Origin of the sequence: Mycobacterium farcinogenes, from assembly GCF_019739075.1 — a bacterium.
GTDB lineage: Bacteria > Actinomycetota > Actinomycetes > Mycobacteriales > Mycobacteriaceae > Mycobacterium > Mycobacterium senegalense.
This window is the reverse complement of record NZ_CP081673.1, coordinates 3,900,031-3,916,134: the sequence shown is the minus strand read 5'-3', so window position 1 is coordinate 3,916,134 and position 16,104 is coordinate 3,900,031. Positions and strand designations below refer to the sequence as shown.

15 protein-coding genes are annotated in these 16,104 nt (G+C 66.7%); 5 read left to right on the top strand and 10 right to left on the bottom strand.

The window, feature by feature from the left end:
- Positions 1-27 precede the first annotated feature (27 nt).
- Together K6L26_RS18580 and K6L26_RS18575 are read left to right on the top strand one after the other, a co-directional pair.
- On the top strand, positions 28-1,053 hold the full coding sequence (locus K6L26_RS18580; RefSeq protein WP_221851108.1) for a LacI family DNA-binding transcriptional regulator: 1,026 nt from the start codon (positions 28-30) through the stop codon (positions 1,051-1,053).
- Positions 1,054-1,110: 57 nt separating this feature from the next.
- Positions 1,111-2,127, top strand: a complete 1,017-nt coding sequence (locus K6L26_RS18575) for an Rv2578c family radical SAM protein (RefSeq protein ID WP_221851106.1) — start codon at positions 1,111-1,113, stop codon at positions 2,125-2,127.
- Positions 2,128-2,143: 16 nt separating this feature from the next.
- Here the strand turns inward: K6L26_RS18575 and K6L26_RS18570 are convergent, their stop codons facing one another.
- From K6L26_RS18570 to K6L26_RS18555, 4 genes are all read right to left on the bottom strand, one after another.
- Positions 2,144-3,409: an acyl-CoA dehydrogenase family protein gene (locus K6L26_RS18570; protein WP_019345936.1), complete on the bottom strand. Its 1,266-nt coding sequence runs from the start codon at positions 3,407-3,409 to the stop codon at positions 2,144-2,146.
- On the bottom strand, positions 3,406-4,566 hold the full coding sequence (locus K6L26_RS18565) for an acyl-CoA dehydrogenase family protein (RefSeq protein ID WP_221851105.1): 1,161 nt from the start codon (positions 4,564-4,566) through the stop codon (positions 3,406-3,408). Before K6L26_RS18565 ends, K6L26_RS18570 begins: the two co-directional genes overlap by 4 nt.
- A gap of 38 nt (positions 4,567-4,604) precedes the next feature.
- Entirely contained in the window at positions 4,605-5,834 is a 1,230-nt protein-coding gene (locus K6L26_RS18560; RefSeq protein WP_019345934.1) for an amidohydrolase family protein, read from the bottom strand.
- Between the two features lie 112 nt (positions 5,835-5,946).
- Entirely contained in the window at positions 5,947-6,585 is a 639-nt protein-coding gene (locus K6L26_RS18555; protein WP_221851103.1) for a TetR/AcrR family transcriptional regulator, read from the bottom strand.
- Positions 6,586-6,677: 92 nt separating this feature from the next.
- Here K6L26_RS18555 and K6L26_RS18550 point away from each other — a divergent pair, with 92 nt between their 5' ends.
- Together K6L26_RS18550 and K6L26_RS18545 are read left to right on the top strand one after the other, a co-directional pair.
- Positions 6,678-7,511: an LLM class flavin-dependent oxidoreductase gene (locus K6L26_RS18550; protein ID WP_064897012.1), complete on the top strand. Its 834-nt coding sequence runs from the start codon at positions 6,678-6,680 to the stop codon at positions 7,509-7,511.
- Positions 7,512-7,524: 13 nt separating this feature from the next.
- Entirely contained in the window at positions 7,525-8,424 is a 900-nt protein-coding gene (locus K6L26_RS18545) for an acyl-CoA thioesterase (RefSeq protein WP_221851102.1), read from the top strand.
- A 15-nt stretch (positions 8,425-8,439) separates the two neighbouring features.
- Here K6L26_RS18545 and K6L26_RS18540 read toward each other — a convergent pair whose 3' ends face one another.
- The 6 genes from K6L26_RS18540 to ypfJ are packed head-to-tail and all read right to left on the bottom strand — an operon-like array spanning position 8,440 to position 14,552.
- Positions 8,440-9,297: a mycofactocin-coupled SDR family oxidoreductase gene (locus K6L26_RS18540; RefSeq protein WP_435405341.1), complete on the bottom strand. Its 858-nt coding sequence runs from the start codon at positions 9,295-9,297 to the stop codon at positions 8,440-8,442.
- Positions 9,294-10,853 carry a flavin-containing monooxygenase gene (locus K6L26_RS18535; RefSeq protein WP_221851100.1) on the bottom strand — a complete coding sequence of 520 codons (1,560 nt, stop codon included), beginning with the start codon at positions 10,851-10,853 and terminating at the stop codon, positions 9,294-9,296. The genes K6L26_RS18540 and K6L26_RS18535 overlap by 4 nt, the downstream gene beginning before the upstream one ends.
- Positions 10,850-11,440, bottom strand: coding sequence for a TetR/AcrR family transcriptional regulator (locus K6L26_RS18530; protein WP_036387766.1), 591 nt, complete (start codon positions 11,438-11,440; stop codon positions 10,850-10,852). The genes K6L26_RS18535 and K6L26_RS18530 overlap by 4 nt, the downstream gene beginning before the upstream one ends.
- A 48-nt stretch (positions 11,441-11,488) precedes the next feature.
- On the bottom strand, positions 11,489-12,013 hold the full coding sequence (locus K6L26_RS18525; RefSeq protein ID WP_043368879.1) for a DinB family protein: 525 nt from the start codon (positions 12,011-12,013) through the stop codon (positions 11,489-11,491).
- Positions 12,014-12,034: 21 nt separating this feature from the next.
- Positions 12,035-13,669 carry a DUF885 domain-containing protein gene (locus K6L26_RS18520; protein ID WP_047040052.1) on the bottom strand — a complete coding sequence of 545 codons (1,635 nt, stop codon included), beginning with the start codon at positions 13,667-13,669 and terminating at the stop codon, positions 12,035-12,037.
- Positions 13,662-14,552 carry a KPN_02809 family neutral zinc metallopeptidase gene (gene ypfJ, locus K6L26_RS18515; RefSeq protein ID WP_019347121.1) on the bottom strand — a complete coding sequence of 297 codons (891 nt, stop codon included), beginning with the start codon at positions 14,550-14,552 and terminating at the stop codon, positions 13,662-13,664. Before ypfJ ends, K6L26_RS18520 begins: the two co-directional genes overlap by 8 nt.
- A 74-nt stretch (positions 14,553-14,626) precedes the next feature.
- Between ypfJ and K6L26_RS18510 the strand changes: the two genes are divergently transcribed.
- Positions 14,627-16,102 (top strand): carboxylesterase/lipase family protein, encoded by a 1,476-nt coding sequence (locus K6L26_RS18510; RefSeq protein WP_221851099.1) that lies wholly within the window; start codon positions 14,627-14,629, stop codon positions 16,100-16,102.
- Positions 16,103-16,104: the final 2 nt, after the last annotated feature.

Sequence of the window (16,104 nt, the reverse complement as noted above, 5' to 3'; positions counted from 1 at the left end):
GAGGGCACGGCAAACAGGAAGACCGGAGTGGCCAAGTCGAAACAAGCAACGCTGCAGTCGATCGCCGACGACCTCGGCCTACACGTCTCGACGGTCGCGCGCGTGCTCAACGGGATGCGCGAAGGTGAACGTGCCGCATCGGGCGCCACCGCCGAACGTATCCGTCAACGTGCGGCGGAGGTCAACTACCGGCCGAATCCGCACGCGGCGAGCCTGCGCACGAAACGTACCAATCTGGTGGGCGTGCTGGTTCCCCGGTTGAGCGACGTCGTTCTGGCCACCGTCTACGAGGGCATCGAATCGGCCGCCGCCGAGCGCGGTCTGACCGCATTCGTGGCAAACACCCAGGACGATCCGGCCGATCAGCGCAAGCGGATCGAGATGATGCTCGACCGGCGCGTCGACGGGCTCATCCTCGGCGACGCGCGCGCCGACGACCACACCGTGCTCGAGGAGCTGGCTCGACGTGAGGTGCCGTTCGTCCTGGTGAACCGCAGTGTCGCCGGTTATCCAGCCGCGACGTGCGACAACTACCTGGGTGGTCGCCTGGCGGCCGAGCATCTGCTCGAGCTGGGGCACCGCCGCGTCGGCGTCATCGCAGGCCTCGCGCACGCCAGTACCGGCATCGACCGGCCGGCAGGTTTCGTCGACCGCTTCCGGGAAGCCGGGGTGGAGGTGCCCGCGGAGAACGTCGTTTTCTCGGGGTTGGACAGTAACGGTGGGCACGTCGCCGCGGACCGCCTACTCGATGGGCCGTCACCACCGACTGCGTTGTTCGCGGTGAACGACTTCGCCGCGATCGGTGCTGCCGGCTCGATCCGCAACCACGGCTTGCGGGTCGGCGCGGACATATCGTTGATCGGCTTCAACAACATCGCACTGACCACCGAGATGCATGTCCCGTTGACCTCGATCGAATCTCACGCCTTCGACATGGGTCGCGATGCCCTGGGGCTGCTGGCTGAATTGCTGGCCGGGAAGAATGCCGGTCAACGGCGTACGAAACCCGTTCTGGTGGTGCGGGACTCGACGCGGCGGTGTGCGGCCGGCTGACCCGACACGAGTGGAATTACGTTTGACATCCGGCTCGAACGGGTGTTCGATTGACCTGTGCGGTGGGATGGGCAGGCGGTCGGAGCAGAGGACGGCGCGCTGCCCGGCCTACAGCGCGTCGGCTTCGTGCGCACCGTCCGCTCGCCGCAGTTCGAGGGGATGACCTTTCACGAGGTGCTGTGCAAATCGGCACTGAACAAGGTCCCCGCGGCCTCGGCGCTGCCGTTCCGCTTCACGGTCAACGGCTATCGCGGCTGCAGCCACGCCTGCCGCTACTGCTTTGCCCGTCCCACCCACGAGTACCTCGATCTGGACTCCGGGTCGGACTTCGACTCGCAGGTGGTGGTCAAGACCAACGTCGCCGACGTGCTCCGTCGGGAACTTCGGCGCCCGTCGTGGCAACGGGAAACAGTCGCGCTGGGCACCAACACCGATCCGTATCAGCGCGCCGAGGGCCGGTATGCGTTGATGCCCGGGATCATCGAGGCGTTGGCGGAGTCGGGAACTCCGTTCTCCATACTGACCAAGGGCACATTGCTGCGCCGTGACCTGGGGTTGATCGCCGATGCGTCCGGTCAGGTGCCAGTGAGTGTGGCGGTCTCCCTGGCGGTCGGTGACGAGGCCCTGCACCGCGATGTCGAACCGGGCACCCCGTCGCCCCAGGCGCGGTTGGGCTTGATCTCGGCGATCCGCGAGGCGGGCCTGGACTGCCATGTCATGGTCGCCCCGGTATTGCCGTACCTGACCGATTCCGTCGAGCACCTCGACGCGTTGCTCGGCCGAATCGCTGCGGCGGGGGCTTCCGGGGTGACCGTGTTCGGGCTGCATCTGCGTGGTTCCACGCGCAATTGGTTCATGGATTGGCTGGGACGCTCACATCCGGGCCTGGTCGGCGATTACCAGCGGCTGTACCGCCGCGGGGCATATCTACCCGCCCAGTACCGCGACATGCTGCGCGCACGTGCCGCGCCGCTGGTTGCCCGGCACGGCCTGGCGCGGACGGCGCGGATGATGCCGGTGCCGGCCTCGGCGATGGCCCAGGAGCCGGCGGTCGCGCAGCCCACGCTGTTCTGAGCGCGTCCGTGTCCGGTCAGCTCTTGTTGCGCTTGACCTGATTGAAGGGCACGCCACGGTCAGCCGCGAACTCGCGTGGAAAGCCCAGGATCCGCTCGCCGATCACATTCCGGGCCATCTCCGAACTCCCGCCGCCCAGCGATCCGGTCTGTCGCGACAGATACCGCACGCCGATGTCGAGAAGCCCGGGGACGTCGTCAGAACCCTCGTCGACCACACCGGCCGTGCCGGCGATGGCCAGTGCGGTGTCCACCTCGAGTTCGGTGGTCTCGGCGTGAAAGAGGCGGATCAGCGTGCCAGCGTTCGGTGGCAGGGAACCGTTACCGATCGCCTTGCCGACGTGATCGATGAGCTGTTTCTTGACGATGCGCCGCACCAGAGCCCGCCCGGCCAGGTCCTGCACCCGGGCGTCGTCGCCCTGCCCGGTGGCCTCGGCCAGCCCGACATGGTCCGGCGGCATTTCGTTGGCGTTCTCGGCTCCGGTACCACTGGCGAACTCCGAACCGCCACCGACGGCGCGACGTTCGTGATGCAGTTGGCGCGAGGCGACCGTCCAACCGTCATTGACCGCGCCGACGACGGCGTCGGCGGGCAACTCGAGGTTGTCGAAGAACTCCTCGCAGAACTCCTCGTTGCCGTTCACCTCGGTGATACGACGCATCGTGATTCCCGGTGCGTTCAGCGGCACCAGGAACATGGTCAGGCCCTCGTGTTTGGGCACGGTCCAGTCGGTGCGCGCCAGCATCAACCCGTAGTCGGCGGCGAACGCACTGGTGCTCCAGGTCTTGGCGCCGTTGATGATCCAGGTGTCGCCGCGTAGCTCGGCGCGGGTGATCACGCCGGCCAGGTCCGATCCGCCGCTGGGCTCGGACAGCAACTGACACAGCACCTCGTCGCCGCGGATCGCCGCCGAAATGCGCTCGCGCTTCTGCTTTTCGCTACCCATGTCGAGAATCGTCGCGCCACAGATGGTGAAGGACGGGGTGTTCAGGATCAGGGGCATCTCGTAGTTGACGCACTCGTCGTTGAACGCCTTCTGATACGCGTAATCCAAGCCGAGGCCGCCGTACTCACGCGGGAAGCAGATGCCGGCGAAACCGCCTTCGTAGAGACGCTTCTGCAGTTCCTTTGCCCGCTCCCAGGATTCGGTTTCGGCGCGTACCGCGAACGGGGGATTCTCCGGATCGATGGCCGGCATGTTCTCGGCCAGCCAGGTCCGGGCGCGCTGCGCGAACTCTTCGACAGACTCGGTGTTCGCGGGGGTGCTCACGGTGTCGGTCATGCCTCGATCTCCTCGGCTGCGCGGGTCTTGCGGCTCAAGGCGTACACCGCGCGATGGTGGTCTTCGGGGGAGCCGTAGAACGCCCGGTGCAGGGCGACCCTCCGCAGATACAGATGCAGGTCGTGTTCCCAGGTCACGCCGATGCCGCCGTGCAACTGCACGCAGTCCTGAAGCATCACCGGAGCGCGTTCGGCCACATAGGCTTTCGCCACGCTGACCAGTTTCGGCGCTTCGGGGGAGCGCGCCGCCACCGCGGCCACCGCTCCTGCGGTGGTGGCCCGAGCGGCCTCGAACCACATCTTCATATCCGCGGCCCGATGTTTGAGTGCCTGATACGAGGCGAGTGGGCGACCGAAGCTGTGCCGGTCGGTAAGCCATTGATTGGTCATCGTGAGCACCGTGTCGAGAATGCCGACGATCTCGGCGCACTGCAGCAGCAGGGCCACCTGGCGCTGGCGTTCGATGATGGCCGGGGTCTGCTCGGCGGTACCCACCGCGGCGGATTCGCCGACCTCGACTCCGTTCAAATGCACCCGGGCGTAACGCTTGACCAGGTCCACCGACTTCTGCGGGGTGATCGTGACGCCGGGCGCGTCGGTGGGAACCGCGAACTGTCGTATCTGCCCGTCGCAGCCGGCGACCACGAGCAGCGTGCCGCTCTGGTCGCCGGCTTCGACGCGGTCCTTGACGCCGTCGATCCGGTAGCCCGACGCGGTGCGGGTGGCCGTGGTGCCGATTCCGGTGGGGGACTGCAGGGCTGAGAACGGCCGGTTGGGCTCATAGGGAGCCCAGGACGCCACGGTCTCGCCGGACACCAGAGCCTCGATGAGTTCCTCGTGACCGCTGGGTGATTCCACGAGGCCGGCCAGCACGATGCTGACCGGATGCAGTGGCCCGGGCGCCACGGTGCGCCCCGCCTGCTCGGCCAGCAGGGCCAGGTCGGTGACACCGTCCCCGGACGGGCTGCCGCCACCGAGCTCTTCGGGTACCAAAAGGCTGGCCCAGCCCAACTCCGCTGCCCGGCCCCACCATTCGGGTTCGAACGCGGTGCCCTCGGCGTGCAGCTGACGCACCCGGGTCAGCGGCACCTCCTTCTCCAGGAAGGCCTGCGCGGTGGAGGTGAACAGCATCTGTTCGGGATTTGCCACATCGGTCATGGAGTCGGCCCAGCTTCTTGTGTGTGAGGGGGACGTGATCAGTTCAGGACGAGTGCCGGAACATCGGGCCGGTAAACCTTCTTGTTCTCGACCTTGAACAGGTCGACCAGGTTGCCGCCCATGACTTTTCGAACACCGTCCTCGTCGAGGCCGTGTGCCTGCAGGTCGTCGACCAGGTTGATCGGGTCGGCCAGGCCTTCGGGGTGGGGCCAGTCGGATCCGAAGATGATGCGGTCGATGCCGACCAGGTCGGCCATCTGCTTGAAGTCGTCCTCCCAGAACGGGGCGACGTACACACCGCGCTTGAATGCCTCGATCGGATCCTCGGGGAACTCCTGCGGCATCTTCGAGTAGACGTCCTTGAACTGGTAGAACAGGTACGGCACCCACGAGGCGCCGTTCTCCACCGACAGGATTCGCAGGTCCGGATTGCGGGTCAGCGCACCGTGGCAGACCAGCGCGGCCATGGTGTCCTCGATCGGCCGCTTGCCCATCGCGACCATCCGGAACGAGGTCGGCTTGAACGGCAGGAACTCGTCGGCCGGTTCCCAGTCGTTGAGGTATTGCGCGTAGCCGCTGTCGGAGGCGTGCATGCACACCGGGATACCGGCTTTGACACACGCGTCCCAGAACGGGTCGAACTCGGGAAAGCCGAGCGAGCGGGTTCCGCGGTAGCCCGGCACCGGCGCGGGGCGGACCAACACGGTCTTGGCGCCGCGTTCCAGACACCACTCGAGTTCTTCGAGGGCACGGTCGACGACGCCGAGATTGATGACCGGCGTGGAGAAGATGCGGTCCGCGTAGTTGAACTGCCAGGTCTCGTACATCCATTCGTTGAGTGCGTGAATGATGTCGAGAATCAGGTCGGGATCATCCTTGAGGCGTTCCTCCACCAGGCTGGCCAGCGTCGGGAACATGATCGTGTAGTCGAGGCCGAGGCTGTCCAGAACCTCAAGGCGCGCTTCGGGATTGCGGAAGGCGGGGATGGCTTTCATGGGCTTGCCCATCACCTCGCGATAGCTCTTTCCTCCGCTGCCGTGCCGGAAGTACTCCTCCTGCGCGCCGGGCCGGGCGACCACCTCGAACGTGGGGTTCGGGATGTAGTCACTGATGTGGTTGCGCACCACGATCTTCGTGCGACCGTGCACGTCGATGTAGTCGATGACGCCCTTGCGGTGCTCGGGCAGGAACTTTGTGAGCGCTTCCTTGGGCTCGTAGAAGTGATTGTCGGCGTCGAACACCGGGTACGGAAGCTCGCGTGAGGGCATGTTCGCCTCCTTGGAGAGTCTTGTTACCGAAACTGGTAATGACGTTACCACGCGATCGCCGGGGTGCACGAGAGCATTCGGGCGACTGCTCAAATCGCAGTAAACATGCTGCTCAGGCCGGTGGTTCGGGTGTCAGCAGCCCACGCACGCAGAACTGGTAGATGTGCTCGCCGTTGATCGGCGTTCCGTTGAGTTCCACACCCAGTGACCGCAGGCGCATGGCGCCCAGCACCGACTGCATGATCAGGGCGGCGGTGCTCTCGATCTCGACATCCGGCCGAAAGGTTCCCGCGTCGATTCCGCGGCGCACGATATCGCCGATGAGCTCGTGCAATGGCGCGAGCACCCGCGCGTAGTCGCGAGGTAGCGACTCCGCTAGATGGTCGTTGTAGAAGGTCAGGCCGCGGTTGATGCTGTCCTGGGTGCTCGACGATGCCGGGATGGTGATGCGCTCGATCAGTGAACGGAGCGCGTCGGGTCCGTCCAGCCCGTCGGTATCGGCGCGCCAGCGCTGCGTCGACTCGGCCATGATCTTGTCGATGAGGGCCAGTAGAAGCTCGTCTTTGGTGGAAAAGTGCTGGTAGAACGACCGCAGTGAGGTCTTGGAGCGCTCGACGACCTCCAGCACCGTGAAGTCGGTGCGACCGGTCTCGCCCAGGATGGCCAGCGCCGATTTCATGAACCGACGCGCCCGGTCCGCGTGCGCTTCGGCGCGCGCGCCGTCGGACGGTCGTGCGGACGGCCTAGCCATTGCGCCATCACCTCCGTCGTGCTGCACTTGCGAGAATGACGTTACCGTTTCTGTAGAAGCAATAGGCGGCTTGTGATTACTGTGTTTGATCGATGAGTGAGTGGTTCCTGTTCCTGCCCCAGGTGCGGCTGGACGTCGACGACATCGTCGAGCGTGCGCGGGTGGCCGAGGTCGCCGGATTCGACGGCATCGCGTTCATCGACCATCTGGAAGCCCCCGGCGCAACCCACCAAAGCATCTGGGAGGCAATGACAATCGCGACCTGGGTGGCCTCGCGTACCGAGCGGCTGCGGATCGGTCACCTGGTGCTGTGCGACGCCTTCCGGCATCCTGCCGTGCTCGCGAAACAGGCCGTGACGTTGTCGGCGGCCAGCGGCGGACGGTTCGAGCTGGGACTGGGTTCGGGCTCGTGGCCGCAGGAGTTCGAGCGGTTCGGTGTCGAGACCGGTGATGCGGCGGCGCGGGTGCGCAGGCTCGACGAGAACCTGCAGCTACTACAGCAGTACTGGGGCGAAGCGGAGCGCGCGCAAACGCCGCGCCCCGAGCATCGAATTCCTTTGGTGCTGGGCGGAACCGGCAAGCGCATGATGGAGCTGGTGCGAGCCCATGCCGACTGGTGGAACATACCGTCGCATCAGCTCGATCGGTTACCCGCGCTACTGCCGACAGTCGGTTCGGCGCGGGTCTCGCTGCAGCAGATGGTCGGTTTCGTGGGGCGTGGTGCCGACCGGTCGGCGGTGACCGAACGCAGCACCCGCCTGTTCGGGCACCTCGGTGACGGCCTGGTCTGCGGTGACGCCGGCGAACTCAGCGCCCACTTCGCCGGGCTGTCCGCCCAAGGCGTCGAACGCTTCTACGTCTGGTTCGCCGATTTCGCGGCACCTCAAACTATTTCGGAATTCGCCGAGACAGTCATCAACGTGTGAGAGGAAGAAGACAATGACCGCAGAATCCGAGGCACTCAAAGAAACCGAGCCGACGCAGTGGACGCTGCAGATGCTGCTCGATCTGTTCGACGCCGAGCCGGCGGGGGAGAATCGCTTCACCGTGCAGACCGGCATCGCCGGTGTCGACGAGCGCCAGGTGGTGGAGGGAACCCAGATCGTAGGCGCGGCGATTGTCGCTGTGGCCAAGCGCTTTCCGGACAAGTCGATCCGCTCGGCACACGCGGTGTTCGCCCGCGCGGTCATGGTAGGTCCACCGGTCGAGCTCGACATCGACGTGATCAGTGAAGGTCGTTCCACGGCTACCGCTGTGGTCGCGGCCTCCCAGAACGGGAAGCGATGCATCACCGTCACGGTGTTCACCGACGTGCCGTCCGGTGACGTCATCCGCCATCATCTGCCGCGGCCCGAGGTCGCGGGCCCGGCGGACTCGAATGTCTCGCACATGCCGATGGCCGGACGCGAACTGCGTCTGGTCGACGTCGTCGACGTCAACAGCCCCGACGAGGTCGGCCCGCCCGAGCTGTATGCCTGGCTGCGCTATGAGCCCGTCCCGGCGCGCGATGATCTGGCCAAGGCGCTGATCGCGTACTTTACTGGGCACCTGGGGATTTCGACGACCATGCGGGCACACGAGGGCATCGGGACTGCCCAGGCCCATCTCACCGTGTCGACCGCGCCGATGACGGTCACGGTCAGTTTTCACGAGCCGGTCCGTTGGGACGGTTGGCTGCTCTACAGCCATGAGAGCACCCAGGTCGGTGCTGGCATGTCGTATGTCCGCGGCACGGTGCACACCGAGGAAGGCGAGCTCATCGCGTCGTTCAGTCAGGATGCGCTGATCCGCCCGCTGCGCACCACCGATACCAACATCTCCGAGCACTCGCGGCTGTAGTGCCGGTCCCGCCGCTCAGATCTTCAGATACCCCTTGTCTGCCGGGATCTGAGCGGCGGTGACCAAGGAGGCCGCATCACTGGCCAGCCACACCACGATGTCGGAGATGGTGTCGGGCGGGGCCAGGGAATCGGTGGGCAAGGCGCCCGGTGAGAAGCTGTGGATGTAGTTGGGGTGGTCGGCGAACATCTGGTACATCGACAGGTCGTTGCCCATCGGTGTGTCGGTGCCGTACGGGTGGATCGAGTTGACCCGGATCCCGAATTCGCCCAACTCGACGGCCAGGGAGTTGGTGAGCCCGACGACGCCGAACTTGCTCGCGCAGTAATGACCGCAGCCTGGGACCGCCTTGACTCCGGCTGCCGAACTGACCGCGATGATCGACCCGCCGTTGCCTGCCTGGATCATCGGCGGCACCACCGCCTGGACCGTGTTGAACACGCCGGTGAGGTTGATGTCGACGATGTCCTGCCATTGCTGTGCCGAAATCTCCCACAGCCGGCCCCAATTGAGCACCCCGGCGTTGGCCACCACGATGTCGAGACGGCCGAACTGCTCGATCGCGTCGGCGACCAGACGGCGTTGGCCTTCGGCGTCGCGCACGTCGACTTCGCGGGCCAGGATCTTCCGGCCTTCTCCCTCGACCAGCGCCGCTGTCTCGGCAAGATCCTCCGAGGTGGCGGCCGCGTATCCGTTGTGTTCGGCAACGGGTGCGCAGGCGTCCAGCGCGACGATGTCGGCTCCGGCGCGGGCCAGACGCACGCAGTGTGAGCGGCCCTGCCCGCGCGCGGCTCCGGTGACGTAGGCGACCCGTCCGGCCAGCGGGGTGGTCATCTTCGACTCCTCGCGCAAGCGCTCGTCGGTGGGGCTCATGCGGGTTGCTCCTCGGGAAGCGCAGGGACACGGACATTGGTGAATTCGTAGTCGGACAACGGGGAGTGGCGGGCGAACTGCCGGGAGCCGGTGATGGTCTGCGGCCGGTAGTACGGCGTTTCGTGCTGGGAGTTGACGAAGTAGGTGTTCAGGCCGGACGTCGCGGTGTAGTAGAGGTGTGCGACACGGCCGTCCCGGCGCATCCGGGCATTCCAGCGGTTGAACGCGTCCTGGGTGACGGCGGCGACCTGGGCGCCGCGGCGGCGGGTCTCGTCGATCATCCGCACGGCGTGTGCGGCCATCGTCTCGACATAGTCCAGCCAGGCGAATCCGACGAAGCCGAGCGGGCCGACGATCTCCCAGCGGTTGGGCAGCCGCGGGTGGGCGGTTCCGGCGTAGCTGTACAGGCCGTGTGCCCGGTAGTACCGCGCGAGGTCGAATCCGCGCGCGCCCAATACTGTGTCGGGGCGGTAGGTCTCGGGATCGATCCACAGCTCGTAGCCGGTGGCCAGCACCAGCAGGTCGCACGGATGCTCGACGCCGTCGGTGGTCCGCACCCCGGTCGCGGTGATCCGTTCGATCGGGGTGGTGATCAGGTGGGTGCCGGGATTGTTGAGGGCAGGCAGGAATGCACTGGATATCACCGGTCGCTTGGCCAGGATGCCGTAGCGCGGTACCAAATTGCGCCGCGTTTCCGGGTCGTCGACGACCGCGCGGACCAACAGCCGGTACAGCAGGCGGGACCAGCCGTCGTAGAGCGGCATGAGCCGGCGTAACCACTGGTCCGGCAGCCGGGAGAACACGTGAACGATGGGCGCCACCATGAAGATGTCCATCGCCAGTCGCCCGGCCACATTGACTGCCGGGACCACCCCGGGTAGCCGGAACAGCCGCCGCATCCACGGCGTGAAGTCGAAGTCGACTTTCGGTAGCACCCAGGCCGGGGTGCGCTGGTAGACATCGAGATTGGCCGCTTGCGCGGACAATGCGGCAGCGATCTGAACGCCTGAGGATCCGGTCCCGATCACCGCGATGCGCTTGCCCTCGGTGTCATAGCTGTCGTCCCAGGCGTTGGGGCGCAGGATGGTCCCGGTGAAGTCCTCGACACCGTCGATGTCGACGGTGTTCTTGGCGTTGACATACCCACCCACCGAGCTGATCAGGAAACGCGCGGTCACCGCTGTGCCGTCGCCGATGTCCAGGCGCCACAGGCCGTGCTGGTCGTCCCACCGCTGGCGAATGACCTCGGAGTTGGGTCGCAGATGTTCGTAGAGCCTGAGGCCGGCGGCGGTGTCCTGCAGGTAGCGATGAATTTCCGGCCCCGGCGCGAAGAATCTGCTCCAGTTCGGGTTGGGGGCGAACGACAGCTGGTACCACAGGGTGGGGATGTCGACGGCCAGGCCGGGGTAGTGGTTGTCACGCCAGGTACCGCCGAAATCGTTGCCGCGTTCGATGATGACGAAATCGCGGATCCCCTTCTGGCGCAACAGGTGCGCGGTGGCGATGCCGCCGGGGCCGGCCCCGATGATGGCTACCTCGTAATCTGGCTCGGTCATTGCTGCCTTCCGGTCAGGCCGGCCACGATGTGGTCGGACACGAAACGTTTCACCGCGCGCGGACTGTCGAGGTTCACGCCGATCGGTGGGAGGAGTTCGAAGCTCAGCAGCAGACGCACGATCCATTCGCCGGCCCGCGCCGGTGCGATATCGGGCGCGACCTCCCCGCGGTCCTGGGCTGCGCGCACGAACGGCTTCCACAGGTCGATCGAACGTCGCACCAGATCATCACCGGTGTTGCGCAGCAGCAGCACCAAGATGCTCTCGTTGATCCCGCGCGGTGCTACGGAATCCGACTGCTGCCGGTGGGCGCAGATGACCACCGCGGCTGCGGCGACCTGATCGGCCAGGGTGTCACGGCGGCCTGCCTCTGCCGCGATGGTCTCGATGAATGCGCCGGCCAGGTGGTCGAGCCCGACCCTGATGGCGTTGTCGCGACTACCCAGCGCGTTGTGGACGGTGCCGCGGGAGACGCCGGCGTGTTCGGCGACCGCTGTGAGACTGAATTGTCTTGGTCCCAAACGTCTGAGTGTCTCTGCGGTGGCGGCGACGAGCGCGGGAGACACCGGGCGGTCCGCAGCGCGCATTTGAACACATTAACGAGATGTGTTCAATGTGGTCAGCGTTTCGGCAGATCACATGGCGGCGACGTCGTGCGCGTGGTGGACGATGTCGTGCAGGTGGTAGATCGCGATCGTGGCCACGGTGAACTCGCTGCCGTTGCTGCGGAGCCCGCGCCGGGACCAGGCGTCGGCCGCCACGTGGTCGTAGGTGTCGGCGACGATGCTCGCCGCCTCGAACAGTTCGGTGGCGACGGTTCCCGGATCCTGCGCTCCGTAGTCGTCGGCGATCGCGGTGGCGTCCTGGTCCCAGTTGGGGAAATGCGGATCGTGCTCGGTCAGCATCAACTGCACGCGGTGCTCGAAGATCCGGTGCACGTCGCGGATGTGGCAGCCGTACTCCAGGATCGACCAGCGATCGGCCCGGCTCCGCACCGTCACCCCGGGACGATGCAGCCGGGGCACCCACAGGGCGGCATCGTCGCGGATCATGCCGGCGACCTCGCTGGGGCGTACCGCCGTGGGATCGAACCCGCACTCGGTGCAAGGACGCGACAGCACCCAGGTCCAGTCCTTGGTATCGGGCTCCAGATCTTCCATGGCACCAGTGTCGGCCACCGGTCAGCCGGACGACAACGCCGACCTGAGCACATCCAGCGGTAGTCCACCCAGATCGAGTGCACGACTGTGGAATTCTCGCAGTGACGATCCCCGGCGGAGGGTTTCGTCGCGGAGTTCGTGCCAGATCCGCTGGCCGATGGCGTACGACGGAGCCTGCCCCGGCCAGCCCAGGTAGCGATCCAACTCGAAGCGCAGGTTCTCCTCGGCCATCGCCGAATGTGAGGTCAGGAAGTTCCACGCCCGTTCGGCGTCCCACACCTCCCCGTCGGGGGCGGTCAGGCCGCAGTGCACACCGATGTCGATCACGACGCGGGCGGCGCGGAAACGTTGTGCGTCAAGCATTCCCATGCGGTCGCCGGCATCGTCGAGCCAACCCAGCTCGGCCATGAGCCGCTCTGCGTACAGCGCCCAGCCCTCGCCGTGGCCGGACACCCAGCAGCCCAGCCGCCGCCACCGGTTGAGTCGATCTGCCAGGGCCACCGCACGGCCGATCTGTAGATGGTGACCGGGGACGCCTTCGTGGAACACCGTGGTGGTTTCCTGCCAGGTGTGGAACGCCTCGACGCCCGGCGGAACCGACCACCACATCCGTCCGGGCCGCGACCAGTCCTCCGACGGACCGGTGTAATAGATGCCGCCGGTCTGCGTCGGCGCGATCCGGCACTCCAAGGTGCGCAGTGGCCCGTCGATGTCGAAGTGGGTGCCGGCCAGGGATTCCACGGCGCGGTCGGACAGGTCCTGCATCCAGGCCTGCAACGCGTCGGTGCCGCGGACGATGTAGCGCGGCTCCTCGTCGAGGCGGCGCAGTGTCTCGGCGACCGTGGCACCCGGATAGAGCTCCTGGGCGATCGATTCCTGTTCGGCCACAACGGCGTCGAGTAGCCCCAACCCCCAGTCGTAGGCCTCGTCGAGGTCCACTGAGGTGCCCAGGAACAACCGGGACATCAGCCTGTAGGCGTCGCGCCCGCAAGCATCGGATTGACGGGCGCGCGGCGCGATCTCCTCGCGCAGCACATCGCCCAGTCGCCGGTAGGCGTCGGCGGCGGCATGGCTGCGCTGCCGCAACTCCGCCTGAAGGCGCCGATTGCCCGGCGCCGCGCCGGTGCCCATGTCAGCGAACAACTCCGCGATCTGCCGGGTCTGGGTCACCCCGCGGGTAACCTGACGCAGCGCCGGGGCGTGGCCGTGCTGCGACGCTTCGCGCAGCGCGGCGGCGTAGCCTTCCGCCCGCTCTGGCACTTTCGCCAATCGCGCGGCGATCAGCGCCCAATCGTCCTCGGTGTCGGTGGCCATCAGGTCGAATACGTCGCGCATGGTCTGCAGCGGCGAGGCGATGACGTTGAGCTCACCCAGATCCAGGCCCGCGTCGTGTACCTCGACAATTGCGCCGAGCCGCTCCCGCATCGCGGCCACCGTGACCACGTCGACTTCGTCGGCGGGCTCGGTTCCGTCGAGCTCCCGCAGTGTCGCCCGGGCGGCCTCGGCGCGTGCCGCCACTCCCTGCGGCGAGTAGTCGGTAACCTCGTCGTCATGGCCGGTGATGCCCAGTTCTGTTGCGGCACAGGGATCTAGCCGTGCGAAGGTGTCGAGGTAACGCTCGGCTACCGCGTCGACGGCGGTGGCGGCCCTAGCCAAGGTTGTTCGCGGCGAAGGTGTCGCACTTGTTCGGATCACCGGTCTGGTAGCCGATGGTGAACCACTTCTGCCGTTGCTCGGAGGAACCGTGGGTCCAGGCTTCGGGGTTGACCCGGCCGGTGGCCTGCTTCTGGATGCGGTCGTCGCCCACCGAGGAGGCCGCCGACAGCGCGTCGGCGATGTCCTTGTCGCTCAGCGGTTCCAAGAACGGTACGTCGGTGCCTTCCTGCCGCGTGATCGACGCGTAATGCGCCCACACCCCGGCGTAGCAGTCGGCCTGGAGCTCGGTGCGCACCCCGGCGCCGGTGGCACCCTCGGGGTCACGCTGGGCCCGGCCGAGAACACCCAGCAGGTCCTGCACGTGATGGCCGAATTCGTGGGCGACCACGTACTCCTGCGCGAGCGGGCCACCGCTGGAACCGAACTGGTCGACGAGCACCTGGAAGAAGTCGGTGTCGAAGTACGCCGTCTTGTCCACCGGGCAGTAGAACGGGCCGACGTCACTGGTGGCCGGACCGCATCCGGTCTGGACCTGACCCTTGAACAGTCGGACATGCGGGCGGGTGTATCCCTTGAGCAGTTGCTGCCAGACACCGTCCACGGAGTTGCCGGTGGCGACCACGCGGCACTCGACCTTGGAGTTGGCGTCGGCGCCGGTCTTGCACTGGCTCAGGTCGAATCCTTCCGCTTCGGCACCGTTGACCGGAAGCTGCTGTTGCTGAGGCATCACGGTGCCGGGATCCACGCCCAGGAACATCGCGAGCACCACGATCAACAGACCGCCGAGACCACCGCCGATGGCGATGCCGCGGCCGGGGCCGCGGCCACCACCGGAACTGGAAGTGGTGCTCGTGTCGATCTGCATACCCTCGTTGAAGGTCATCCCGTCACTCCATCGCATTCGCCGGTAGGTGCGTGCTCAACAGCCCGTTAAGCTTTTCACACTACGATTCAGACGTGTCCGTCGTTGCGGAACATTCGACCATCGCCCACACCTCGCTGGGGCGGTTACGCGGCACCCGCGAAGGCGGGGTCAGCGTGTGGCGAGGTGTCGAGTACGCCCAGCAGCCCATCGGCGCGTTGCGCTTCCTGGCGCCGCAGCCCGTGGTGCCCTGGACCGGGATCGTCGACGCCGTCGAGCACGGCCCGTTGCCGCCACAAGGCCGTTCGTTCGTCGGCGGAGGCCGGGACGATCCCAAGGTGCGTGACGAGGCTTGCCTGACCGTCACGGTGTGGTCGCCCGACACGGGCGGGTCGCTGCCGGTGATGGTGTGGATCCCCGGCGGCGCGTTCGTATACGGCGCCGGGCAGTTGCAGCTGTACAACGGTTCGCGGTTGGCCGCCAACGGCGACGTCGTGGTCGTCAATGTCACGTATCGGCTCGGCGTGTTCGGCGGATTCGAACTCGGCGACCTGGGTGAGGGGTTCGACGACAACCTGTGCCTGCGTGACCAGATCGCCGCGTTGGAATGGGTGCGCGACAACATCGCCGCATTCGGCGGCGATCCTGAGCAGGTGACGGTGTTCGGCGAATCGGCCGGAGCCACATCGGTGTTGGCGCTGCTCGCCAGTCCGGCGGCGGACGGGTTGTTCGCCCGGGCGATCGCCCAGAGTCCGGCACTGCCTCTCATCGCCGACCGGGAAGACCGGGCCCGTCAGTCCCGGCGCTTCATGCACCTGCTCGGTGTCGGAGCCGAGCAACTCAAGGTGCTGCCGCAACGCCAGTTGCGCCGCGCCGCCGGCCAGCTGCAGCTCGAGAGTGCGCAGCACACACCGACGTTGGCCTACGGGCTGACCCACGGTGTCGACCTGCTACCGCTGCACCCGATCCAGGCGGCCCGCGCCGGGGCGGTGTCCCCGGTGCCGTTGATCATCGGCACCAACAGCCACGAGGCGTCGATGTTCGCCTGGGGTAAGCCGCCGATGTTGCCGACCACGTTGGCCGGGGCCGAGGACTATCTGCGCCGCCACGCCCCGCACGACCGCGATCGCATTCTGGCCGCCTATCCGGATTTCCCGCGCCGCCGCGCCTTGATCGCGTTCGGCTCCGATGTCATGTTCGGCGCACCGACCTGGTCGTTCGCCGACGCCTACAGCGCGCACGCGCCGACCCACGTGTACCGGTTCGACCACACCACCTGGACTTTGAAGGTGCTGGGCCTGGGCGCGACCCATGGCAGCGAGATCGTGCACATCCAGCACAGCTACGGCTCATACCTGGGGCGCAAGCTGCATCCGCTGGGGCGCCGGGTCCAGCCGTCGGTCGGGCGGCGGATGCAGCGCACCTGGCTGGATTTCGCCCGGGCCGAGTTCGCCGACTGGCCCGAGTATCAGACCGAGCAGCGCCTGACCCGGGTGATCCGGTCCACCCGCGACGAGACCGTCGCCGATCCCGACGCGCTACGGCGTACGGCCTGGGAGGGGATCGGCTAGCG